Below are 24,286 nucleotides of genomic sequence, written 5' to 3'. Positions count from 1 at the left end.
CGACGTCAGCTGAGCCGGTTCCAGGCACCGCCGTCGACGCGGTAGACCCCGAGGGAGTGGCGGTCCATGCCGCTGTGCCGGATCGGGGTGAACGAGTACATCCCGGCCATCCCATCGGTGACCTGGTTCTGCAGGTACGCCCGCAGCCGGCCACGGTCCACGCTGTCGGCCATCCGGGCCGCCGTGCTGATCAGCAGCAGGGCGTCCGAGGCGTACGGGGCGAACCCCCGGTAGGCGCCGTGCGTGCGGATGTACGCCGAGACGAGGTCGCGGTAGGCGCGCCCGGCGGCGCTGCTGTTGTTGGCGATTGTGGAGCCGCCCAGCGAGGACGGGTGGACCGCGTAGGAACCCTCGACGGCGGGCAGGTTCGGGGCGTCCAGGGTGTCGTCGGCCACCGCCCCGGCGTCGAAGAACAACTCGCCGTCGTGCCCGGCAGCGCGCAGCGCCCGCGCGGCGGCACCGGAGTTCGGCGCGGTGGCCCACACCACCACACCGTCCGCGCCGGCCGCGACAGCCCGTTCTGCGGCGCGGGCCACGCCGTCCTTACCGGTGGGCAGCCGTACGGTGCGGGCCAGACCTACCTCGGCGGTGCGCAGCGCACCCCGCATGGCCCGTACGCCCGAGTCGCCGTGCAGCCCGTCCTCGGCCAGCAGCACCACCCGGCGCAGCCCTTCGGCGCTCATCAGTTGGGCGAGCCGCCGGGCCACGTCCCCGGCGTCCGGGGTGACCTTGTAGATGAAGGCCCGCTGCGCCAGCGGCACCGCGATGGAGTCGCCGAAGGCCAGTGACACGAACGGCAGCCGAAGCTTCTGTGCCACCCCGATGACCGACATCGAGGTCTCCGCCAGGGTGGCACCGAGCAGGGCGTGCACGTCGTCGCGGCGGCCGAGCTCGGTTGCCTGTCGGGCGGCCAGCCGGGGATCGCTGCGGTTGTCCAGGACCTCGACGCGTACCGAGCGGCGTTGGTTGCCCACCGCCACGCCCTTCTCGTTGAGGGCTGCGACGCTGATGTCCAGCGCCCGCTGCTGGAGCACGCCCAGCGCCGCACCGGGGCCGGTCAGCTCCAGCGTGGCGCCGACGACCAGCTCGTGACCGGGGGTGGGCCGGGTGACGACGTTCTCCCGCTCGCCGTCGCGCCCGCAGGCGCCCAGCAGAAGCGTGCCCGCCGCCGCGGCCAGCACGCCGCGTCGGGTGATCACGGATGGGCCGGTTACCGGTGTCGCCATGAGTCGCCTTCCCGCCCGGCGACCTGCCGCCGGCTGTTCCGCGGGTATGCTCCCGGCCCCGTCGACCCGGCGTCAAATTATCCGGGTGTGGGCATGAACACGCAGGTGAAAGGCGGTGCGGGACCGCCGGAGGGAGTGCTGGGCACCGCCCCTGCCGACGTCGTCCTCAGGTCAGGAGCGGTAGCCGGCGGAGCGGTACTCGTACTCCCGATCGTCGTCGCGATCGCCGGTGTCCCGGGTGAAGTCCCAGCCGCCGGCGGCCTCCCGCCCGGGGCGCCCACCGACCGCGAACCCACCGATCTCCTGCCCTCGGCGCCAGCCGCGGAAGTAGCCTGTGGTGTTCTCGGCCAGGCTGGCCGCGTCCCGCACTATCCGCAGTGGTCGCTCCTCGCGCAACGGCGAGCCGGGCACCAGGTTGGCCTGCGGCACACGCTTGGGCAGCCCGGCGTTCGTCTCGGCGCCCACCGCGGGACGGGCCGCCTGTTCGGCGGCCTGCCAGCCGCTGTCGGCAGTTGTCGACCAGTCCAGGTCGGCCTCTTCGCCGTGTCCCACGAACCAGGCGGAGCGGGCCTGCGCGAAGATCAGCAGGTCGCCGTCGCCCTCGTCGGAGACCGGCGGTGTCCGGTGCTCGATCGGCGGCTCGGCCGCACGGCGGGCCGGTGGCAGGTCCAACCGCTCGGGTGCCCGGTTGCCGCGTTCCGGGCCGCCCCGATCGACGAGCCGTAGCGGCGGCGTCTCCGGTGGCGGCTCCGTCCCGTTGCGCAGCGCACGGTCGGCCAGCGGTGGCGGCTCGACCAGCCGCAGCACCGGAGGCTCTGGCGGCAGGTCGTCGGCGAGCCACGGCGGGGTGACCCGGCGGTCGGCACTGTGCTCGGTCGGAGCCTGCGGAGCACTGCGCCGACCCCGGTCGTCGTACGAGCCGACGACGGGATTGCGGGGCGAGGTGTCCGCCGGGTTCTCCGGGTTGTTGACGAGCGGCCAGTTCGAGCGGGACCCGGGGGGAGCGGTCTTGTCCTGCTCCGGCCGGGGCGTCGGCACCGGGACGCTGAGGTCGGTGGCGCTGAAGCCGCCGGCAGGTGCCGGTGGTTCGCCGTTTGTCTTCGGCCGGGGCGGGATGACTGTGCGCTGCCGCTCGGCCCGCGCGTGGTTGATCGCCGCGGTGGTGAGCGTCGGTCGGAACGGCTCGCCCGCCTCGGCGGGCGGGATGGAACCGCGCTGCGTCGGCGCGATCGGGGTGATCCCGGGCGGCGGCGGAGGCGGCGCGGAGATCGGTCGGTTGGTCGGGCCGTCGCCGCGCGCGGGGAGCGACTCAGCGCGCGATGGCGAAGCGGGCGGGCCGGCAACGGCGGCTGGCGTCATCGGGGCCGGCGCGACAGGCGGCGGAGCGACAGGCGCGGGTGCCACGGGTGGTGGCCCGAGCGGACGCGGAGAGGGCGGTGGGGCAGCGCCCGGCACCGGCTCCGGCCGGCTGCGGCGGCCACCGGCCGGCTCGGGGCCGTTGGGACGTACCGAGCGCAGACCGGTAGTGGTGCCCGGGGTGCTTGCCGACAGTTCGCCGACCTGCTCGCCGCGTCGCGCGGCGGCTCGTCGACCGGACGCCTGCACGGGCCCGGCGGTGCGGGCACGCAGGGCACCGACAAGTGCCTCGCAGCCGGCGTCACAGGCCCGCACCGAGGCGACCGCCTGCCGGATGGTCTCGGCGGCGGCGGAGGTGAGGGCCCGGTTGACCGTGGCCCGTCGGGGGGTCTCGGAGATGGCGACGCGCAGCGCGGTGACCGCCTCGTCGATCGCCTCCGCGTCACCCGCCCCTTCGGTGGCGAGCTGGGCGGCGACCGCGTCCGCCGTGACCGCGGCATCGCGGCCACGGCCGGCCGCGTCGGTCAACATGCCCGGCTCGGGCAGCGCGTCCAGCACGGCCAGCGGAATCGACTCGGCCGGGTCGGGGTAGGCGCGCAACGCGGCCGGGTAGAGCTCGCGGAGCACCTCGCGCAACGCGACAGCGGCGGAGTGCCGGCCGCTGGCCAGCGCGGCGTGCGCGGCGAGGACCTGCTTGTACCCGGCGAGGTCACGGGGGGCGGGCAGGGTCACCGCCGACAGTGCCCCGGCCTGCAACGCCCGGGCGAGGCCGATGGCACGCCGAACGGCAGGCGGAGACTGCATCTCCTCGAGCGAGTCGTCGTCGGCGAACCGCTCGGCGAAGTCGTCGACCGAGTCGTCGTCGGCGATCGCCAGGGGGCGACCGGCGGCACTGAGCAGAGAAGTGATCGTGTGGTCGTCGCTGTCGGCGGCTATCGCCGCACCGCTCGGCCCGCCTGAGCGTTCCACGAGCAGCGTGACCAGCCGGGCGTAGCCCGTCGGGTCGTCGCCGATCTCGCAGACATGCAGCAGACGGCCTGCGTCGTCGACCACAGCGGACGTCAGCGCCGATCCGGCCGAGACCGGTCGGTCGGCCGGGTCCGCCGAGGTCAGACCGCAGTACACGCGCACGAGCGCCACGGCGTCGTCCTCCTCCCGGGACACAGGGCTTTCTCTGCCAGAGACTGATGCTCCCTGGTGTGGGTCAGTCGCGCCAGTCCACGGTCGCAGAGATCTTCCCGACAATGGTCCGCCAACCCAGACTTGCGGTTTGTGCCCCAATTTTCTTCAGCCTACGCCGTCCCATGAAGCCGCCGATGCCGCCGCCGACGGACGCCCGCAGCGCTTCGTCCAGGTCGTCGAGACTGGAGCCGGTGGAGAGCATGTCCAGCACCGCCGGCAACCGCAGGGCGTACGCCAGGTCGCGGGCCACCTCGCCGGCCTCGATGAGCAGCGTCGGGTCCCAGGTGTCGTGCCCGCCGCGGAGGTTCTCCACGACGAGATCCAGTTCGTAGACGTCATCGTCCAGTGGTGCGATGTCTGCCGGTTCCACCCGTTCGGACAGTTCAGCCCAACTGTCCAGCTGAGACAGGTCGTTGGGCGCGCCGGAACGGACGAAATTGACGAGGGACTCGGGCGTCTTGAACAGCAGCAACCGGCCCCGGTGGGTCAGGAAGATCGGCACCTCCTCGTCGCCCGCCTCGTCGGCGGCGACCTCGTCGGCCTCGTCCTTCCCGTCCTCGGCGTCGTCGTCGCCCTGTGCCCGCTTCTCCTCGTCCTCACTCTCGGCGAACTCCCGGGCGACGTCCTCGTCGAGGATCACGACGTCACCCTCCTCCTCGTCGTCGTCCGCAGCCGTGTCGACCTGCCGGCGGGCGAGGAAGGGGTCGTCGGCGTCGCGTTCGGCCACGTCGGTCGGGGTCAGCTCGCTTGCCGGCCGGTACGCCCGCAGGGTGAAACCGGTGCCGGCGGGCAGCGCGATCTCCACCGGATCGATCCGCAGCTCGTCCCAGAGCGCGCGGTTCGCGGTCTGCGCGGCGGCGACGTCGGGCTCGGCGTCGGCCGGCTCGGCGACGTCCGGCTCGCTGGTGCCGGTCGTGTCATCGAGCTCGGGCTCGTCGGCGTCCGGCCGTTGGGGCGACTGGCGGGCCACGGTGACCTCCGTGTGCGTCGGGCTACCACCCCCGGCGCTGATGCCGGCGAGTGACTCTGGGCACATACCCTAGTTGGCTGCGCTCGGTAACCGCTGGCCGCACCCCGGTGGCCCACCACCCGGATAACAAGTAGCGTGTCTACCTATGAATGCGCAGGCGCTGCACGGACACCTCGACGCCCTGCTCCTGGCGGTGCTGGAACGAGGGGCGCTGCACGGCTACGCCATCATCGAGGCCCTGCGGGCGCGCAGCGACGGCCACCTCGACCTGCCCACTGGCACCGTCTACCCGGCGCTGCGGCGGCTGGAGCGCGCCGGGCACGTGGTCAGCGCGTGGAGCACAGTCAGCGGGCGGGAACGGCGGACCTACGAGTTGACCGACACCGGCCGGCGGGCCCTGGCCGACCAGCGGTCCGGATGGCGAGAGTTCAGCGCGACGGTCGGCCGATTCCTGGACCCGGGCACCGCACCCACCGCGATGGGCTGAACGTCAGCGGGTGGCCAGCAGCCAGGTGCGGGCGGCGCTGCCCAGCCAGGCGTGGGCGGCAGCGCCGACGACCATGCCGATGATCATCGGTGGCCAGGTCAGGGCGGCGTCCCACAGCAGGATGGACCAGGCGAACAGCCCGACCCCGGCCACCGCGCCCAGCAGGGCGGCCCCGGTCAACGCGACACCGGAGCCGTGGGCCAGCACGGTCAGGGCGGGCCGCGCCGAGCGGGCGGTGGCCGTGACCAGCACCAGCCCGGCCAGGCCGAGCAGGAACGCCCCTGCCCAGATCCACTCCACCGCCTGTGACAACAGCAGGTAACCGGCAGGCGGTCGCGGGCCGCCGCTCCAACTCGACCCCTGCCAGGTGAGGTCACCGGCGATCGAGCCGGTCGCGGCGATGGCGACCACTCGCAGGGACAGCCCGCGCAACGCGGCCACCGCGAGTTCGGCCTGGTAGGCCGGGGCAAGCTGATCCGGCGTACCGAAGTCGGCGACCGCCTGGCGGGCCGCCTCACGCGGCGGCAGGCCGCTGTCCCGGTACGCCTCGACGGCGTCGAGCAGCCCGTGCCGGGCCTCGGTCATCAGGTCGGCTCGCAGCCGGCGCGGCCCTTGGAGCCGACTGCCGAGCTGCCGCAGGTGCTCCTCGACAAACACGTCGTCCCTGACCGGCATGGCCCCACCCTGCCATGTGGGTGGGCGTTCCGGCCTCGGGGACATCCCGGAGGCGCCCCCGACGGATCAGCCTGACACCGCGAGGTAGCCGTGCTCGGCGGCCTGCTGCAACACCCACTGTTCCCGGTACCAGCCGGGCGTCGCCACGAGCGCGGCGTGTCGACCCCGCTGCACGACCCGGCCGGCGTCCAGCACCACGATCTCGTCGACGTCGGCGAGCCCGCTGAGCCGGTGGGTGATCAGCAGCACCGAATGCCCGGGCGGGGTCGCGGCCAACGCGGTGCCCAGCACCTGGTCGGCGGCGACCGGGTCGAGGCCCTCGGTGGGCTCGTCGAGCACCAGTACCCCGGGCGCGGCGAGCAGGGCGCGGGCCAGCGCGAGCCGCTGCCGTTGGCCACCGGAGAGCTGGGCGCCCTCCTCGCCGACCACCGTGTCCCAGCCGTCCGGCTGCGCCCGGACCCAGTCCGCCAGCCCGGCGGCGGTGGCGGCGGCGGCAAGCGCGTCCTCGTCCGCACCCGGACGGCCGAGCAGCATGTTCTCCCGGACGGTGGCGTGAAAGACGTACGCCTCGGCGAGCAGCCCGCCGACCAGATGGGGCAGTTCCTCGGGCGGGTACGCCGACACGTCCCGCCCGTCCAGGGTGACCCGGCCGGCGGCGGGGGACACCGCACCGGTCAGGACGGCGGCCAGGGTGCTCTTGCCCGCGCCGCTCGGGCCGACGACCGCGACCCGCCGTCCGGGTGGCAGCTCGAGGTCGAACCCGTCGAGCGCGGCGGAAGCACCGACCCGGTACCGGACCGTCACCGCCTCGAACCGGACCGTCGCGGCCTGCCGCCCACCGGCGGCGTCACCCGTGTCGACCGGCCCGGCCACGCTCGTCTCGGCCGTCTCGGCCGTCTCGGTCCCGGCGCGGTCGGTGGTGAGCAGTTGGGCCACCCGGGTCAGCCCGGACCGCAGACCGGTCCACTGCCGGGCGGCACCGACGAGCGCGAGGGCGATCTCCACGGCGGCCAGGGTGCCGACGGCCAGGACGCCGACAAGTACCCCGTCCACACCGGCGTCGAGGGCCACGAGCACCACCGCACCGGCGGTGAGACCGGCCACCAGCACACCGGCCGCGTCGACGGCGAAGCCGAGCGCGGCGAGTCGCCGTTCCAGCCGAGCCAGCCGGCGGGCCCGGTGATCGGCTGCCGCCAGCGCGTCCGAGGTGGCACCGAAGGCGGCCAGGTCGGCAGCGCCGTGGGTGAGATCGATCGCGTCGGTGGCGAGCGCACCACGCAGCGGCGCCACCTCCGCACCGGCCCGTCGGGTCAGCGCGGTCGCCAACGCCGGCAGGGCCACGGCGGCCACCAGCAGCCCGGCGGCGAGAGCGAGCGCGGCCGGCGGCGAGACCAGCGCGGTCAGCCCGACGGCCAGTACGCTCACCAGCCCGGCCGCGGCTGCCGGCACGACCACCCGGAGCAGCAGGTCCTGTACCGCCTCCACATCGGAGACAAGTCGGCTCAGCGCGTCTCCGCTGCGGGGCGGGTCACCATGCCGGGTCGCCAGCGTGTCGAAGACCCGGGCCCGGACGTCGGTGACCAGGCGCAGCACGGCGTCGTGCCCGGCCAGGCGTTCGGTGTAGCGCAGTACGCCCCGGCTCACCGCCAGCGCCCGTACCGCGACGATCGCCACGGTGAGCCGATCCAGCGGAGGCTGACCGGCGGCGGTCATCAGCAGCCAGGTCGCGGTCGCCATCAGGGCGAGCCCGGCGAACTCGGTGGCGGAGGCGAGCAGCCCGGCGCCGATCAGGCGCTTCAGGTACGGCCGGGCCAGCCGCAGCACGACCAGCTCGGGCGAGTGTCCGCCGCTCATCGCGCCGCCTCGCTTCGCTCGGTGCGGCGACGAGATACCAGCGCGCTGGTGCGCCCGCTCATCGGCGCTCCCCGGCCGGTGCCGGAGTGAGTTCGGTGACCCGCCCGTCCTCGACCCGCAGGATCCGGTCGACGTCGGTGAGCAGCGCGGGCCGGTGAGCCACCAGGAGCGCGGTACGGCCGGCGACCAACTCACGGGTGGCCGACAGCACCGCCGCCTCGGCGGCGGCGTCGAGGCGCGCGGTCGGTTCGTCGAGCAGGACCACAGGTGCGTCCCGCAGGAACGCCCGGGCCAGGGCGACTCGTTGCCGCTGCCCGCTGGACAGACCGTGCCCCCGCTCGCCGAGCAGGGTGTCCAGCCCGTCGGGCAGGGCGGTGACCACCTCGTCCAGCGCGGCGGCGCGGACCGCGGCGGCGAGATCGGCGGCTGTGGCGTCGGGGGTGCCGAGCCGGATGTTGTCGGCCAGCGACGTGGCGAACAGGTGGGCCCGCTGGGGCACCCACGCCACCTGTCGTCGCCAGTCGTCGAGGTCGGCCTCGGCCAGGTCGACCCCGCCGACGGTGACCCGGCCGTCGGTCGGGCTCACGAAGCCGAGCAGCAGGTTGAGCAGGGTGCTTTTGCCGGCACCACTCGGCCCGATGATCGCGATGCGTTCGCCCGGCCGGATGGTCAACGACACGTCGCGCAACGCCGTGGTGCGCTCGTACGTGACGGTCACCGATTCGAAGCGGATCTCGGCGCGCCCGTCCGGTCGTGGGCCCGGCTGCCTCGCCGGTGCCGGGGGTGCCGAGCCGGAGAGGGTGAGCGCCTCGTCCAGCGCGGTGAGCCCTTCCATGCTCGCGTGGAACCGGCTGCCGGCCGCCCGCAGCGGCAGGTACGCCTCCGGGGTCAGCAGCAGCACCAGCAGCGCGGTCTGCAACGCCAAACCGCCGCCGAGCAGCCGGATGCCGACCGGGACGGCGACAAGCGCCACCGACAGGGTGGCGACGAGTTCCAGCACCAGCGCGGAGAGAAAGGCGATCCGCAGCGTCTTCATGGTGGCGATCCGGTGACCGTCGGCCATCCGTCGGACCGCGTCGGTCTGCGCCCGGGCCCGGCCGAACGCGCGCAGCGTGGGCAGACCGGCCACCATGTCCAGGAAGTGCCCGCCGAGCAGCGACAGCCGTCGCCACTGGCGCTCGGTGGCGGCCTGGGCCTGCCAGCCGAGCAACGCGCCGAAGATCGGGATGAGCGGTAGCGTCAGCGCGATGATCACCGCGGAGCTCCAGTCGGCGACGAGGACCCGGCCCAGCACCGCCACCGGCACGGTGATGCTGAGCACGAGTTGCGGCAGGTAGCCGGTGAAATAGGCGTCGAGCGCGTCCAGTCCCCGACCGGCGAGCGTGGCCAGCTGCCCGGCCCGCTGACCGGCGACCCAACCCGGCCCGTGTCGGGCGACCGCACCCAACAGGTCCGCCCGCAGTGCCGCCTTGACCGTCGCGGCCACCCGCGCGGACACCGCGCCCTGTGCCCAGACCACGAGCGAGCGGGCCGCGACGGCGGCCAGCAGACCGACGAGCGCGGCCCGGTCCAGTCGCCCGGTGAAGGCCGTGGCCAGCAGCACGGCCAGGGCGGTGGCCTGTGCCACGACCAGTCCGGCGGCGAGCACGCCGAGCAGCGCGAGCAGGGCTAGGTCGCGTCGGGCAGCGGGAACCCGACGCAGCAGCCGCGGGTCGAAGGGGCGGCGGCGGCTCACCAGTACACCGGTGCCCTGCCGTCGGCCCGTCCCCGGAAAATCCACAAGCACATCGCCTGGAAGCCTAGTAGGGCCGGCAGCAGCGGTACCGTCAGCCAGCCCAGCAGACGCAGGGTCGGCCCGCTGGCGGCCGCATCGGTCACCGTCAGTGACGCGCTCGGTTCCACGGTCGACACCAGCGCGTACGGCCAGAGGGTCGCCCCGATCAGCAGCACCGGGAGTGCGAGCGCCGTCGCGGTGGCCGCGAAGGCCAGCCCGGGCCGCCGCCGCCCGAGCGCCGCCCGCGCCGCCAGCAGGGCCGTCACCAGCAACACCGCCAGCAGTACGCCGACCGCGGGGCGCTGCGCGGCGGCGCGTACCCGGTCGGAGAGCAAGCCGGCGACGGTGGCCGCGCCGACCGCGACGATCGCGGTGAGGAGTAGCCGGCGGGCCAGTGGTCGGAGCCGGTCGCCCTCGACTGTGGGTAACTGGAGCGTGAGGAAAGTCGCACCGTGCGCCACGACCAGCGCCAGCACGGCCAGCCCGGTGGCGGCGGCGAACGGAGTGAACAGGTGCGTCACCCCGGCGACGTGTCCGTCGGCGCGCAGCGGTACGCCCTGGAGCAGTCCGGCGAGCACCACACCCCAGCCGAGCGCGGCGAGCAGGCTGCCGACCACGATCACCCGGTCCCAGGCGGCGCGGGCCCGCGCGCTGTCCGGCCGGCTGCGGAGCTGCACCCCGGCGGTCACCAGGATCACTCCGGCGAGCGCGGCGGCCACCGCCGGGTAGCTGCCGGCGAGCAGTTCCCCCTCCAGCACGGGAAACGCGCCGAACAGGATGCCGGCGGCGGCCACCAGCCACACCTCGTTGCCGAGGAAGAAAGGACCTACCGCGTTGAGGGCGGCGCGTCGGCGTGGCGCGTCAGCGCCACGGGCGAGCAGCAGGCCGACGCCGTAGTCGTAGCCGCCGAGCACCAGGTAGCCGGCGAAGAAGAGGCCGAGTAGGGCGTACCAGGCGAGTTCCATCTCCGGCTCCTCAGGCGAAAGCGGGTTCGGGGCGTGGGTCGTCGGCCGGCGGTTGGGCCGGCGGGCGGCCGAGAGCGGGGTCTGCGGCACCCCGGGCGGCGTACCGGGCGAGCAGCATCCAGTTGGTGACGGCGAGCGTGCCGAGCAGCAGGGTGAAGCCGACAAGCGAGGCCGCCATCAGCCAGGGGCTGATCGGCGAGACCGCCTGGTCCACAGGCAGCAGCCCGTACGCCACCCAGGGATGGCGGCCGACCTCGCGGGCGATCCAGCCGAGGATCAGCGCGACGAACGGCAGGGGCAGGGCGAGCATCAGCAGCCACAGTGGGAATCGGAGGCGGATGATCCAGTCCCGCCAGAGCAGCGGGACGAGCAGCCAGAGCAGGCCGAGGGCGAAACCGATAAGGATCATGAAGCCGAGGCCGACGTTCGACAGCGCGGGAGGCAGGTAGTCGCCGGGGCCGAACCGGCTGGTCCAGTCGGCGATCAGCACCTCGGCCTGCGGGCTGTCGCCGCCGAACTTGGTGGGTTGCACGCCGCCCACCGGCCCGAACTGGGCGAAGCCGAAACCCTGCACGAGGGTGATCGCCAGCGCGGCGGTGACCAGACCGATCCGCAGCGAGCTGCGGAACAGCGCAAGGTCCGGGGTGCGGCGGTTGAGGTGCCAGGCGCTTATCGCCGCCATCAGCAGGCCGCCGGTGAGCAGGGCGGCGGACACCACGTGCCCGAGAGCCATCCACAGGGCCGGGTTGGTCAGCAGCGCCGCGAAGTCGGTCAGGTGGGCTACGCCGTCGCGCACCTCGTAGCCGACCGGGTTCTGCAACCAGGAGTTGGCCACCATGATCCAGAACGCCGAGGCGTACGCGGTGATCGCGACTCCGTAGAGCAGCGCGAGGTGCGCGCCGCGCCGCAGCCGGTGCCAACCGAAGATCCACATACCGAGGAACGTCGACTCCAGGAAGAAGGCGACAAGGGTCTCGATCGCCAGTGGGGCGCCGAAGACGTTGCCGACGTAGCGCGACAGCCCGCTCCAGTTCAGCCCGAACTGGAACTCCATCACGACGCCCGTCGCGATGCCGAGCACGTAGTTGATCACGTAGAGCTGGCCCCAGAAGCGGGTCAGCCGCTCCCACCTGTGGTTGCCGGTGACCACCCAGGCGGTCTGCATCCCGACGAGCAGGGTGACCAGGCCGAGCGTGACGGCCACGAAGAGGAAGTGGACCGAGGCGGTGGTGGCGAACTGCAGGCGAGCGAGGAGCAGGGTGTCCATGGTGGGCTCTCCCGGGACAGGATTCATTGCGAATAGGGAGCCTACACGTAGAGACGCTACATATACTGTCGCGATGCGCGCCGGGTCGGCATGATCAGGGTTAGTTCAGGGTCGGTCAGCTGAGGAAGAGCGAGACCGGCAGGGCGGCCACCGTCACGGTCACGGTCAGGGCGGTGGCGCCGAGCAACCGAGCCGGCCGCTCGGTGACCAGCAACCGCTGCACCCGTACGTCCAGATCCCGGTCGCCCACGCCGAGCGCACCGGCCGGCGTGATCCGGTTTCCGGCGGCGGCGAACCGGCGCAACGCACCGGCCAGCGGAGCCTCGGCGTGCAACTCGCGGGCCTTGTCGTCGGCGCGCATCTCGACAAGCAGGGACACCCGCTCGTGGGCATCGCGGACCCAGCGGATCCAGGGCAACGCGCGACAGAGCGCGGTGAACGGCAGCAGCACCAGGTCGTGTCGCTCCTGCGCGTGCGCCCGCTCGTGGGTCAGCACCGCCGCCAGCTCAGCCCGGTCGAGCAGGCTGAGCGTGCCGGCGCTGACCACCACCCGGGGCTTCACCCCCGGAAGGCAGTACGCGGCCGCACCCGGGTGGTCGAGGACAAGTGCCCCGGGCACCGTCGGATCCCGCCGGGCGACCAGGGTGAGCAGGTCCCGGTGCCGACGCTGGGCGCGTACCGTGCCGTGGATGCTGCGTACCGTCGTGGTCAGCAGCACCGCCCCGACGCCGAGACCGACGCCGACCAGCCCCAGGTGCAGCGCACCGAGACCGGCGGGCAGGGTGCCGTGCCAGAGATCGTCGACCAGGGCCAGCAGGGCGCTGCCGGTGCCCCGCTGGTACGGGGCGAGGCCCAGCGCGATGGGTAGGCCCATCGCGGAGAGACCGACCCCCAGGCCGATCGCCTGCCAGCAGAGGATCGCCACCCGGGGGCTGCGCCACGTCCAGGTGGACCGGGCCAGCACCTGGGCGATCAGCCAGCACGCCACCATCGAGGCGGCGAAGTGCAGGGTGTGCGCCACGGCGTCGCCCTACCGCTCCGCGGCCTCGTCGGCCCGGCCGGCGCGCGACGCCGGGTCACCCTGCGGCGACTCGACCCGGTCGGTCAACCCGCGACCCGGGCCGTCCGCCTGCCCAGGTGCGTCGGCAGTCATCCCGGCCTCCGCCGCGAGCGCGGCGCGCAGCACGTCGGCCTCGGTGCCGGTGACCGAGTGGGCGAAGCGGACAAGCGCCGCGTCGCGGCTGCCACCCAGGTCGAGCGCGTCGAGCATGAGCTGGGCGATGTACGCCTCGCGGCTGGCCGCGGCACGGTAACGCCACGCCCGACCCTCCCGCTCGCGCTGCACCATGCCCTTACCGGCCAGTCGGTCCAGCACGGTCATCACCGTGGTGTAGGCCAGCTCCCGCCCGTCCAGGGCGTCGGCCACCTCGCGCACGGTGACACCGTCCGACGTGGCGGGCACCGAGTCCCACAGCACGTCCATCACCGCACGCTCAAGATCCCCCAGCCGAGTCACCCCTGAATCCTACCCCCCGTAGTAGACCCACCCCCACCCCGTCCACCCCGGCCCGTGCCAGCAACTTCGGGAACAGTGCTGCCTTACCCCGGGCCCGTGCCGGCAACTTCGGGGATAGTGCTGCCTTACCCCGGGCCCGTGCCGGCAACTTCGGGGATAGTGCTGCCTCAGCCCGAGCCGCCTCAGCAGGTGCGGGATGTTGTCGTCCGGCACCGGGGCCACGCCGTCGACCAGGAAGCCGACGCTGGGCAGCACCCCGCAAGCCGTGACCCACGGACGCCCCGCGCCCACGTCAGGGGTTTCCGGGGAGCCCCGCCCGCGCAGGGATCAAGCCTGACCGCCCGGAGCGGGCGGGGCTCCCCGGAAACCCCACCCAAGCGGGGCTCCCGGAAACCCCAAGAGCAAGGGAAGTCAAACCCCCTTGGGATGCCAGACCGTCTTCGTCTCCAACAGAGATGTCATCCGACCGAGCCCCGGATCCGCCGACCAGTCGTGGCCCTGCGGTGCCGGGCGGAGCACCCGCTTGAGGTTCTCCGCCGCCTTGACCTCCAGGTCCGCGGCCAGCTCCGGGTCGGTCACGCCGGTCAGGTCGATGGCGTTGACGTCCATGTGCGCGGCCAGCGTGGGTACGGTCTCCGGCAGGCGACCGGTGAGGATGTTGACCACCCCGCCCGGCAGGTCCGAGGTGGCCAGCACCTCGGCCAGGGTGACCGCGGCCAGCGGTGCCGCCGGCGAGGCGGCCACCACCACCGTGTTGCCGGTGACGATCGCCGGGGCGATCACACTGACCAGACCGAGCAGCGCCGGTGCCTCGGGGGCCACCACCGCCACCACCCCTGTCGGCTCGGGTGCCGACAGGTTGAAGTACGGCCCGGCGACCGGGTTCGCGCCGCCGTACACCTGCGGGAGCTTGTCCGACCAGCCGGCGTACCAGACCCAGCGGTCGGTCGCCGCGTCCACCTCGTCGGCCGGTACGCCGAGCGCGACGAACTGCTCGCGCCGGCCTTCGAGCATCTCGGCGACCCGGTAGAGGATCTGACCCCGGTTGTACGCGGTCGCCCCGGCCCAGCCCTTCACCGCCGCGCGGGCGGCCACCACGGCGTCCCGCGCGTCCTTGCGCGAGGCCAGCGACACGTTGGAGTCCTGCACGAGATACGACCGTCCCGACTCGCTACGCGGGAACTTCCCGCCGATGAAGAGCTTGTACGTCTTGCGTACCGCGACCCGCTCAGACATTGAGGTACGCCTCCAGCCCGTGCCGGCCGCCCTCGCGACCGTAGCCCGACTCCTTGTATCCGCCGAACGGCGAGGTCGGGTCGAACTTGTTGAACGTGTTGGCCCAGACCACTCCGGCGCGCAGCCGGTCGGCCATCCACAGGATCCGGGAGCCCTTCTCGGTCCAGATCCCGGCCGACAACCCGTACGGCGTGTTGTTGGCCTTTTCCACGGCCTCGGCCGGGGTGCGGAAGGTGAGTACGGACAGCACCGGGCCGAAGATCTCCTCGCGGGCGATCCGGTGGGCCTGGGTGACGCCGGTGAAGATGGTGGGCGCGAACCAGAAGCCCCGGTCGGGCAGCTCGCAGGGGGGTGACCACTGCTGCGCGCCCTCGGCGGCGCCGGCCTCGGTCAGCTCCCGGATGCGGGACAGCTGCGCGGCGGAGTTGATGGCACCGATGTCGGTGTTCTTGTCCAGCGGGTCACCGAGGCGCAGCTGGGCCATCCGCCGCTTGAGCGACTCCAGCACCTGCTCGGCGACGGACTCCTGGATCAGCAGCCGGGAACCGGCGCAGCAGACGTGCCCCTGGTTGAAGAAGATGCCGTTGACGATGCCCTCGACGGCCTGGTCGACCGGGGCGTCGTCGAAGACGATGTTGGCGGCCTTGCCGCCAAGTTCCAGGGTGAGCTTCTTGCGGCTGCCGGCGACCGCGCGGGCGATGGCCCGCCCGACGTCGGTGGAGCCGGTAAAGGCGACCTTGTCCACGCCGTCGTGCTCGATGAGCGCCCGGCCGGTCTCGCCGGCACCGGTGACGATGTTGACCACGCCGGCCGGCAGGTCGGCCTGCTGGCAGATCTCGGCGAAGAGCAGCGCGGTCAGCGGGGTGGTCTCGGCCGGCTTCAACACCACTGTGTTGCCGGCGGCAAGCGCCGGGGCGATCTTCCAGGCCAGCATCAGCAGCGGGAAGTTCCACGGGATGACCTGCGCCGCCACGCCGAGCGGCTGCGGGCTGGTGCCGCTCTGCTGGCTCGTCGGCCTCCGGCCGAACCCGGCGTACTCCAGCTTGTCGGCCCAGCCGGCGTAGTAGAAGAAGTGCGCGGCGACCAGCGGCAGGTCGACGTCCCGGGATTCCCTGATCGGCTTGCCGTTGTCGAGCGACTCCAGCACGGCGAGTTCGCGGGAGCGTTCCTGGATGATCCGGGCGATGCGGAACAGGTACTTGGCCCGGTCCCGGCCCGGCATCGGCCCCCAGACCTTCTCGTACGCCTTGCGGGCTGCCCGGACGGCGCGGTCAACGTCCTGCGCGCCGCCCTCGGCGACCTCGGCCAGCACCTCCTCGGAGGCCGGGTTGATCGACTTGAAGCTGGATCCGTCGGCCGGGTCGACGAACTTCCCGTCGATGAAGAGCCCGTACGAGGGCTTGAGGTCTACCACCGAGCGTGACTCGGGGGCGGGTGCGTATTCGAACATCGCGGTCAGTCCAGGGTGAAGTAGTCGGGACCGGCGTACACGCCGGTCGTCAGCTTGGTGCGCTGCATGAGCAGGTCGTTGAGGAGGCTGGAGGCGCCGAAGCGGAACCAGTCCGGGTGCAGCCAGTCCGGGCCGACGGTCTCGTTGACCATGACCAGGTACTTGATCGCGTCCTTGGTGGTCTTGATGCCGCCGGCCGGTTTCACGCCGACCTGCCGCCCGGTGGCGGCCCGGAAGTCGCGTACCGCCTCCAGCATCACCAGGGTCACCGGCAACGTGGCGGCGACCGGGACCTTGCCGGTGGAGGTCTTGATGAAGTCACCGCCGGCCAGCATCGCCAGCCACGAGGCGCGGCGCACGTTGTCGTAGGTGGCCAGCTCGCCGGTCTCCAGGATCACCTTGAGGTGGGCGTCCCCGCAGGCATGCTTGGTGGCGACGATCTCGTCGTACACCTCGGAGTAGCGGCCGGCCAGGAATGCGCCCCGGTTGATGACCATGTCGATCTCGTCGGCGCCCGCTTCGACGGCGGCGCGGGTGTCGGCGAGCTTGATCTCCAGCGGTGCCTGGCCCGACGGGAACGACGTCGCCACGCTGGCCAGATGAACTGCGCTGCCGCGCAACACCTCGGCCACGTACGGGACCATCGCCGGGTAGACGCATACCGCGCCGACGTGCGGGCAGGACGGGTCGGCCGGATCGGGTCGCAGCGCCTTGGCGGCGAGCGCCCGCACCTTGCCGGGCGTGTCCGCGCCCTCAAGGGTCGTCAGGTCGACCATCCGGATGGCGAGGTCGATCGCCTCAGCCTTGGCAGTGGTCTTGATGGATCGGGTGCCGAGTTGGGCTGCCCGCTGCTCCGCGCCGACCTGGTCCACGCCCGGTAGGCCGTGCAGGAAGGTCCGCAGAGCGGTCTCGGATCGTCCCAGCTCGGAGAGGTCCGAGCGGGCCGACGTCGCTGTCGCCGTCATGCCCCGAAGTCTACGCAGGTTCCGGTCGCATGATCTTGGTCACTGTGGTCGTCGGAGCGCTCCCGGGTGAGCGACGTCGCTGGTCGTGCCCGGGGCCCGCGCGCCGGTGTCCGGGGCGGGTAGGTTGAGCGATCGTGGACGTACTCGTCATTGACCACCCGCTCGCCCAGTCCCGGCTGACCGCCATGCGGGACGAACGCACCGACTCCGCCATGTTCCGGGCGGCGCTGCACGAACTCACCACCATGCTTGTGTACGAGGCGGCGCGCTCCTTCCCGGTGGAGACCTACCCGGTGCAGACGCCGGTGACCGGCACCGAGGGCACCCGGCTGGCCAATCCGCCGCTGCTGGTGCCGGTGCTGCGGGCGGGCCTCGGCATGGCCGACGCCGCGCTCGGGCTGCTGCCCGAGTCCTCGATGGGTTTCGTCGGGCTGGCCCGGGACGAGGAGACGTTCGAGCCGCGCGCCTACATGGAGTCGCTACCCCGGGATCTCGCCGGCCTGCCCGTGCTGGTCCTCGACCCGATGCTGGCCACCGGCGGCTCACTTGAGCACTGCTGCCGGCTGCTGGCCGAGCGGGGCTGCACCGACATCACAGTGCTCTGTGTGCTCGCCGCGCCGGCCGGCATCCAGCGGTTGGAGCGTTCCGGACTGCCGTTGCGCCTGGTCACCGCCGCTGTCGACGACGGCCTCAACGACAGCATGTTCATCGTGCCGGGCCTCGGTGACGCCGGTGACCGGCAGTTCGGCGGCATGCCCCGCTTCTGAGCGCCGGCAGCGCCGGGCGAACGACCGTGCCGATCGGCCGGCAGCGGGCCACAGCCGCCGGACAGCGGGCGTCGGCCGCCGGCAGTGGGCCACGGCCGCCGGCAGTGGGCCACGGCCGCTCATTCCGGCGGCGGTTTGTGCTGCGGGCAGTGGCGTCCAGCGGCTAGCGTCTCGGGCCATGACTGGTGTTCCGCTCGCCGAGGAACTGCTCCTGCTCGCCTACGACGACGAAACCGGCAAGGCGACCCTGCCGCGGATCAGCCTCGACCTGGGCATGGCCGCCGCAGTCCTGATCGAACTGGCCCTGGCTGGCCGGATCGCGTACGCCGACGGGGCCCTGACGGCTGTGGATCCGACGCCGACAGGTGAACCGGTCACCGACGCGGTGTTGGCCAAGATCGTGGCGGACACGCCGCACAGCCCGTCGTCGTGGGTACAGCGGCTGCGGCACGGCCTGCGCGACCGGATCCTCGGTGACCTCTGCGAGCAGGGCGTCGTCCGGGACGTCGACGAGACGGAACTGGGCTTCATCCACGTGCACAGGTACCCGGTGGTGGACCCGTCGGTGGAGGAGGAGACCCGGCAGCGGCTCGCCGTGGTGCTCACCGGCGCCGCTCCGGATGAGCGGACCGCCGCCCTCGCGACCCTGGTCGCCGTGCTCCGGATGGAATCCGCCCTCGGGGTCACCGGCGAGGACGCCGACGCCGCCCGCCAACGGCTGGAGGAGATCGCCAGCGGCGCCGGCTTCTCCGGCGAGGTCAGCCTGGAGGACTCGGTGATCCGCCCCTCGGTCGCCCTCGTGGTGGCCGCCCTGGGCCGCGCCGTAGAGCACGCCCTAGGCCCCCGCCGCTGACCCACCCACCCCCTTCTCCTCCGTTGATCATGAGGTTAGCGGCGGAGTTGATCTCCAAGACTGCCGCCAACCTCATGATCAACCAGGGATGCCCAGGGCGGTCGCGATCTCGGTGCGGAGGGTGGTGGTGGCGGACGCCGCGCGGGTGCGGGCGGCGGGGGTGTCGCCGTCGGTGACGGGTTCCACCACTTCCAGGTACGCCTTGAGCTTCGGTTCGGTGCCGGAGGGGCGGATCACCACCCGAGCCGTCTCGGTCCGCAGGATCACCACGTCGGCGTCGGGGAGCAGGTCCCGTGTCTCGGTGACCGGCTGGCCGAGCAGGGTGGTCGGGGTGTCAGCGCGGATCCGCGCCATCGCGTCGGCGATCAGGCGCAGGTCGTCGACGCGTACCGAGAGTTGGTCGGTCTGGTGCACACCGAACTCGGCGGCCAACTCGTCGAGCCGGTCGGTGAGCGTGCGGCCCTGCGCCTTGAGGCCGGCGGCCAACTCGGCCACGGTCAGCGCGGCGGTGATGCCGTCCTTGTCGCGTACGTGGTCCGGGGCGACGCAGTAGCCGAGCGCCTCCTCGTAACCGAACACCAGCGGTTCACCGCCGTCACCGGCCCGGACGATCCACTTGAACCCGGTGAGCGTCTCCCCGTACGGCAAGCCACGCGCTGCGCACATCGCCCGCAGCAACGACGACGAGACGATCGTGGTGGCGTACAGGCCGGTGACTCCGCGTCGCATCAGGTGGTCGGCGAGCAGCACGCCCACCTCGTCGCCGCGTAGCATCCGCCAACCCGATCCGTTGGAACCGCCGGCCGCGTCGCGGACCGCGACGGCACAGCGGTCGGCGTCGGGGTCGTTGGCGATGGCCAGGTCGGCGTCGGTACGTTCGGCGAGCGCGACCAGCCGGTCCACCGCGCCCGGCTCCTCGGGGTTGGGGAAGCTGACCGTCGGAAAGTCCGGGTCGGGCTCGGCCTGGTCCGGCACCACGCCGGGCACCGGGAAACCGGCGGCGGCGAACGCGGCGGTGAGCACCGCCGCCCCGACACCGTGCAGCGGGGTGTACGCCACGGTCAGCTCCCGTGGGCCACCCGGCGTGACCACCTCGACCGCCCGGCCCACGTACGCGGCGACCAGGTCGTCACCGAGCACCTGGCCGGCGGGGCCGAGCGGCACCTGGGCCAGCGGGCCCACCGCGCGGATGGCGGCCTCGATGCCGGCGTCGGCCGGCGGCACGATCTGCGCTCCGGTACCCAGGTCGCCGCCCAGCTCAGCGCCGAGATACACCTTGTAGCCGTTGTCCTGTGGCGGGTTGTGGCTGGCGGTCACCATCACCCCCGCTACCGCCGACAGGTGCCGCACCGCGTACGCGAGCACCGGGGTTGGCAGTGGGCGGGGCAGCAACAGCGCCGGTCGTCCCGCCCCGGTGGCCACCTGCGCGGTGCGCTCGGCAAACTCGCGGGAACCGCGCCGGGCGTCGTACCCGATCACCAGCGGACCGGTGCCGCCCTGGGCGGCGAGCCAGGCGACCAGCCCGGCGGCGGCCTGGGTGACCACCGCGAGGTTCATCCCGTTGGGTCCGGCACGCAGCGGCCCACGCAGCCCGGCGGTGCCGAAGGTCAACGGACCGGCGAACCGGTCCGCCAGCTCCGGCGCGCTCGCCGGCAGCCGGTCGAGCACCGCCCGCAGCTCCGCCCGACCGGCCGGGTCAGGGTCGTCGGCGAGCCAGCGTTCGGCCCGCTCGCGGATGGTGTCGAGGTCAGTGTGCTCCGCCGCCATGGCCTCTTGATAGCACGGCGGCGGATCTCCACGGGCGTGCGCCCCGGCTCAGCCGGCCGCAGTGAGCTGGAAAGACTTGAGCATCTCCGCGTAGATCGGCTTGCTCTCCTCGAAGCGGGCGTCGTTCGAGGTGAGGTAGAACGAGTAGAGCCGCCCGTCGTGCGCGACTCCGTGCCAGATGCCGTGCCGCATGGCGTCGCCGTCGCCGCAGGTGTACTCGAACTCTGCCGAGGGCTTGCCGGCGAGTTCCTTCTCGGCCATGGCGATCTGGGTGTACGGCTTGGCGCACGAGGTCGACCGGGTCTTCAGGCCGTTCTCGGCGACCTGCGCCCAACGGACCGAGGTGCCGCTCCACTTCTCGTTGAGGATGCGCACCCGACGGCCGCTGTCGTCCGGGTCGGTGTAGTCGATGTAGACGCCGCCAGTCGCGCGCTTCCAGCCCTTGGGCACCAGCACCTGTACCCCGCGTGCCGAGTGCTCCTGCATCTCGATGCCGGGGCCCTCGTCGGCCGAGTTGGACGGCTCGGCGACCGGGGTGGTGGGCGTCTCGTCGCCGCCGCTGGCGAAGGCCACGATGCCGATCAGCAGCAGCACCGCGAGGCCGCCGGCCGCCGCCAGCTGCATCCTGCGTGGCCAGCCCTTCACGGTGTCGACCACCCGGGTGCCGGCGGCCTTCGCCCGGTCGACCGGGCTGCTGCCGCCGCCCGGAGCGGGGGCCGGCGTGCCGTACGGCTGGTTCGGCGCGGCCGGCCACTGGGCACCGCCGTAGCTGCCGACCTGCTGGGTCGCGTCGGGCTGGGCACCGCCGTAGCCGCCGACCCGCTGGGTCGCGTCGGGCTGGGTACCGTACCCGCCGAGCTGCTGGGTGGCGTCGGGCCCGGCGCCGTAGCCGCCTACCCGCTGGGTCGCGTCGGCCGGCGCGCCGTAGCCGAACACCTCGGGCCCGACCCGCTGGGTGGCGTCCGCGCCGATGCGCTGGGTCGCCTCGGCACCACCGTAGGTGCGGCCGGCGGGCGGGGACATCGCCGCGCTCCGTTGCCCCGGTCGGGCCAGGGCGTCGGCGCTGGTGTCGTCCATCGCGGCGGCGCTGGCTGCGGCAGCCTGGCCGGGGCGCTCGCCCCGGCGCAGCGCGGCCAGCCGGTCGGTGAGCGACTCGCCGGGGCCGAGCATCGCCCGGCCGCCGATCTGCCCGGACGGGACCGGCTTCGCCGGGGCGGCCGGCGCGCTGATCGGGGTGGGCTGCGGCACCGGCATCACCGAGTACTGGTCGGTCATCGAGTTGACCCCGGCGGCACTGCTGCTCAGCGGGCCGGCCAGCAGCTCGCGCAGCATGGCGCGGGCGGTGTGCACGTCGAGCCGGCGGGCCGGGTCCTTCTCCAGCAGACCCATGAGCACCCGGGTCAACGGGCCGCTGCGCTGCGGCGGGGCGGGCGGATCCTCGACCACTGCGTGCATGGTCTCGATTGGGTCGCCCCGGTCGAAGGGCGGCCGGCCCTCCACCGCCGTGTACAGCGTCACGCCGAGCGAGAACAGGTCACTGGGCGGGCCGAACTCCTGCCCCATGGCCCGCTCGGGGGAGATGAAGTGTGGTGAGCCCAGCACCATGCCCGGGGTGGTGAGCTGCACGTCGGTCGGCATCCGGGCGACGCCGAAGTCGGTGAGCACGCAGCGGCCGTCCGAGCAGATCAGCACGTTTGCCGGCTTGACGTCGCGGTGCAGCACGCCTATCGCGTGCGCCACCTCGAGCGCGCCGAGCAGCGCAATGCCGATCTTGGCGACCACCCGCTGGGCGATCGGCCCGTCCTCGATCACCATGTCGGCGAGGCTGCGGGCGTCCAGCAGCTCCATCACGATCCACGGCCGGCCGGCCTCGGTGACCACGTCGTACACCTGGACCACAGCCGGGTGGGCGATGGCGGCGGCGGCGCGGGCCTCGCGCAGCGTGCGTTCGTACATCGCGTCGCGGTCGCTCGGTGCCAGGCCAGGCGGGAGGATGACCTCCTTGACCGCCACGTCGCGGCGCAGAAGTGTGTCTGTGGCCCGCCAGACCGTACCCATGCCACCATTGCCCACCGCCGAGCGCAGCGAGTACCGGTCACCGATGACGGTGCCGGGTGTCGCGCGTCCGTTGGTGGGAGTGCTGACTGGTCCGCCGCTCCACGTCGGGATCTGAGTCACAGAAAAGCCACCGGGGGAAGTCGAGAGGGCTGGGACACAACCCCCCTATCTTGCTGGTTCAGACGCCCGATGCGAAAGCCGGCGCGGCGGACGTTTCCAGTACTCGACGGTACGTGTGCAGCCACTCACCTCTTGTCGTGGCAGCCGACGCGGTGTGCGGTATCCCTCACCCGGCACCTGAACCGCGCGTCCTACCATCCGTGGATGAGCGAACCGCGGTCAAGCGAGTCCGGTTTCCCGATCAAGGGCGTCTACACGCCTGCTGATCTTCCCGGCGACCTGGACTCCCGGCTCGGCGCGCCGGGCGAGTTCCCGTACACCCGTGGGGTCTATCCCACCATGTACACCTCCCGGCCGTGGACCATGCGTCAGTATGCCGGCTTCGGTACCGCCACCGAGTCCAACGCGCGCTACCACCAGTTGTTGCGGGCCGGCACGATGGGCCTGTCGGTCGCCTTCGACCTGCCCACCCAGATGGGCTACGACTCCGACGACCCGATCGCGCACGGCGAGGTGGGCAAGGTGGGCGTGGCCATCGACTCCATCGAGGACATGCGGCTGCTCTTCGACGGCATCCCGCTGGACAAGGTCTCCACCTCGATGACGATCAACGCGCCCGGCTCGGTGCTGCTGCTGCTCTACCAACTCGTCGCCGAGGAGAACGGGGTGCCGGGCTCGGCGCTCAACGGCACCATCCAGAACGACATCCTCAAGGAGTACATCGCCCGGGGCACGTACATCTTCCCGCCGAAGCCTTCGCTGCGGCTGGTCGCCGACACCTTCGGCTACTGCCGCACCGAGGTGCCGAAGTGGAACACCATCTCCATCTCCGGCTACCACATGGCCGAGGCCGGTGCCTCGCCCGTGCAGGAGATCGCGTTCACGCTGGCCAACGGTGTGGAGTACGTCCGGGCGGCGATCGCCGCCGGGCTGGCCGTGGACGACTTCGCCCCTCGGCTGTCGTTCTTCTTCGTCGCGCGTACCACCCTGCTCGAAGAGGTGGCGAAGTTCCGGGCGGCCCGACGGATCTGGGCCCGCCTGATGCGCGACGAGTTCGGGGCGAAGAACCCGAAGTCGATGATGCTGCGCTTCCACACCCAGACCGCAGGCGTGCAGTTGACCGCCCAGCAGCCCGAGGTGAACCTGGTCCGGGTGGCGGTGCAGGGGCTCGGCGCGGTGCTCGGCGGCACCCAGTCGCTGCACACCAACAGCTTCGACGAGGCGATCGCGCTGCCCACCGAGAAGGCGGCCCGACTGGCGCTGCGCACCCAGCAGGTGCTGGCGTACGAGACGGATCTCACCGCCACCGTCGACCCGTTCGCCGGCTCGTACGTGGTGGAGGCGATGACCGAGGAGATCGAGACGGCGGCGGACGCGCTGATGGCCCGGGTCTTCGAGCACGGCTCGGCGGTGGACGCGATCGAGGTCGGCTTCCAGAAGCGGGAGATCGAGCAGTCCGCGTACCGGATCGCGCAGGAGATCGACTCGGGTGAGCGGGTGGTGGTCGGGCTCAACCGGTTCGCCATCGACGCCGAGGAGCCGTACGAGCCGCTGCGGGTCGATCCGTCGATCGAGGCGGCGCAGGCGGAGCGGCTGGCGAAGCTGCGGGCCGAGCGGGACTCCACGGCTGTGCAGCGGGCCCTCGTCGAGTTGCGGGAGACCGCCTCGGGCACCGGAAACGTGCTCCACCCGATGAAGGCGGCGCTGCGCGAGCGGGCCACCGTCGGCGAGGTGTGTGGCGCGCTCCGCGAGGTCTGGGGTCGCTACCAGCCCACCGACCGGTTCTGAGGGCGGTCCG

Annotated in this window: 19 protein-coding genes; 4 read left to right on the top strand and 15 right to left on the bottom strand. The window is 72.8% G+C overall.

The features are described 5' to 3' along the window. Positions 1-5 precede the first annotated feature (5 nt). The 3 genes from Van01_RS10285 to Van01_RS10275 form a co-directional block, all read right to left on the bottom strand. Positions 6-1,226 (bottom strand): ABC transporter substrate-binding protein, encoded by a 1,221-nt coding sequence (locus tag Van01_RS10285; protein ID WP_204004939.1) that lies wholly within the window; start codon positions 1,224-1,226, stop codon positions 6-8. Positions 1,227-1,397: 171 nt separating this feature from the next. Next, complete coding sequence (locus Van01_RS10280) at positions 1,398-3,746, bottom strand: transposase (protein ID WP_204004937.1); 2,349 nt, start codon at positions 3,744-3,746, stop codon at positions 1,398-1,400. A gap of 40 nt (positions 3,747-3,786) precedes the next feature. After that, positions 3,787-4,800: a SatS C-terminal domain-containing protein gene (locus Van01_RS10275; RefSeq protein ID WP_204004933.1), complete on the bottom strand. Its 1,014-nt coding sequence runs from the start codon at positions 4,798-4,800 to the stop codon at positions 3,787-3,789. 79 nt (positions 4,801-4,879) lie between these two features. Between Van01_RS10275 and Van01_RS10270 the strand changes: the two genes are divergently transcribed. Next, positions 4,880-5,221, top strand: a complete 342-nt coding sequence (locus Van01_RS10270) for a PadR family transcriptional regulator (protein ID WP_204004930.1) — start codon at positions 4,880-4,882, stop codon at positions 5,219-5,221. Positions 5,222-5,224: 3 nt separating this feature from the next. Here the strand turns inward: Van01_RS10270 and Van01_RS10265 are convergent, their stop codons facing one another. From Van01_RS10265 to deoC, 10 genes are all read right to left on the bottom strand, one after another. Then, entirely contained in the window at positions 5,225-5,896 is a 672-nt protein-coding gene (locus Van01_RS10265; RefSeq protein WP_204004927.1) for a permease prefix domain 1-containing protein, read from the bottom strand. A 66-nt stretch (positions 5,897-5,962) separates the two neighbouring features. Further along, entirely contained in the window at positions 5,963-7,750 is a 1,788-nt protein-coding gene (cydC, locus tag Van01_RS10260; RefSeq protein WP_204004912.1) for a thiol reductant ABC exporter subunit CydC, read from the bottom strand. A 58-nt stretch (positions 7,751-7,808) separates the two neighbouring features. Beyond that, positions 7,809-9,485 (bottom strand): thiol reductant ABC exporter subunit CydD, encoded by a 1,677-nt coding sequence (gene cydD / locus Van01_RS10255; protein ID WP_204004896.1) that lies wholly within the window; start codon positions 9,483-9,485, stop codon positions 7,809-7,811. Then, complete coding sequence (gene cydB / locus Van01_RS10250) at positions 9,482-10,489, bottom strand: cytochrome d ubiquinol oxidase subunit II (protein ID WP_204004880.1); 1,008 nt, start codon at positions 10,487-10,489, stop codon at positions 9,482-9,484. The genes cydD and cydB overlap by 4 nt, the downstream gene beginning before the upstream one ends. 10 nt (positions 10,490-10,499) lie before the next feature. Next, positions 10,500-11,756, bottom strand: coding sequence for a cytochrome ubiquinol oxidase subunit I (locus tag Van01_RS10245; protein ID WP_204004877.1), 1,257 nt, complete (start codon positions 11,754-11,756; stop codon positions 10,500-10,502). A 115-nt stretch (positions 11,757-11,871) separates the two neighbouring features. Further along, entirely contained in the window at positions 11,872-12,777 is a 906-nt protein-coding gene (locus Van01_RS10240; RefSeq protein ID WP_204004874.1) for a M56 family metallopeptidase, read from the bottom strand. 9 nt (positions 12,778-12,786) lie between these two features. Further along, entirely contained in the window at positions 12,787-13,272 is a 486-nt protein-coding gene (locus tag Van01_RS10235) for a BlaI/MecI/CopY family transcriptional regulator (protein ID WP_204004871.1), read from the bottom strand. 411 nt (positions 13,273-13,683) lie between these two features. Beyond that, positions 13,684-14,508, bottom strand: a complete 825-nt coding sequence (locus tag Van01_RS10230) for an aldehyde dehydrogenase family protein (protein WP_204004868.1) — start codon at positions 14,506-14,508, stop codon at positions 13,684-13,686. After that, on the bottom strand, positions 14,501-15,958 hold the full coding sequence (locus tag Van01_RS10225) for an aldehyde dehydrogenase family protein (RefSeq protein ID WP_204004865.1): 1,458 nt from the start codon (positions 15,956-15,958) through the stop codon (positions 14,501-14,503). The genes Van01_RS10230 and Van01_RS10225 overlap by 8 nt, the downstream gene beginning before the upstream one ends. A gap of 5 nt (positions 15,959-15,963) precedes the next feature. After that, a complete protein-coding gene (gene deoC / locus Van01_RS10220) occupies positions 15,964-16,923 on the bottom strand; it encodes a deoxyribose-phosphate aldolase (protein ID WP_204004862.1) in 960 nt (319 codons plus the stop codon). Positions 16,924-17,057: 134 nt separating this feature from the next. Here deoC and upp point away from each other — a divergent pair, with 134 nt between their 5' ends. After that, on the top strand, positions 17,058-17,690 hold the full coding sequence (gene upp / locus Van01_RS10215) for a uracil phosphoribosyltransferase (protein WP_204004858.1): 633 nt from the start codon (positions 17,058-17,060) through the stop codon (positions 17,688-17,690). Positions 17,691-17,868: 178 nt separating this feature from the next. Beyond that, positions 17,869-18,543 (top strand): GOLPH3/VPS74 family protein, encoded by a 675-nt coding sequence (locus tag Van01_RS10210; RefSeq protein ID WP_099847592.1) that lies wholly within the window; start codon positions 17,869-17,871, stop codon positions 18,541-18,543. 78 nt (positions 18,544-18,621) lie between these two features. Here Van01_RS10210 and Van01_RS10205 read toward each other — a convergent pair whose 3' ends face one another. Together Van01_RS10205 and Van01_RS10200 are read right to left on the bottom strand one after the other, a co-directional pair. Further along, positions 18,622-20,310 (bottom strand): phospho-sugar mutase, encoded by a 1,689-nt coding sequence (locus tag Van01_RS10205; protein ID WP_204004855.1) that lies wholly within the window; start codon positions 20,308-20,310, stop codon positions 18,622-18,624. Between the two features lie 48 nt (positions 20,311-20,358). After that, positions 20,359-22,488 carry a serine/threonine-protein kinase gene (locus Van01_RS10200; RefSeq protein ID WP_204004852.1) on the bottom strand — a complete coding sequence of 710 codons (2,130 nt, stop codon included), beginning with the start codon at positions 22,486-22,488 and terminating at the stop codon, positions 20,359-20,361. A gap of 204 nt (positions 22,489-22,692) precedes the next feature. Here Van01_RS10200 and Van01_RS10195 point away from each other — a divergent pair, with 204 nt between their 5' ends. Next, the gene (locus Van01_RS10195) at positions 22,693-24,276 is read left to right on the top strand and encodes an acyl-CoA mutase large subunit family protein (protein ID WP_204004834.1); all 1,584 of its coding nucleotides are present in this window, start codon (positions 22,693-22,695) and stop codon (positions 24,274-24,276) included. Positions 24,277-24,286 lie beyond the last annotated feature (10 nt).

The sequence above is a fragment of the Micromonospora andamanensis genome, from assembly GCF_016863495.1.
Lineage (GTDB): Bacteria > Actinomycetota > Actinomycetes > Mycobacteriales > Micromonosporaceae > Micromonospora > Micromonospora andamanensis.
This window is presented reverse-complemented; position numbering and strand designations above follow the sequence as displayed.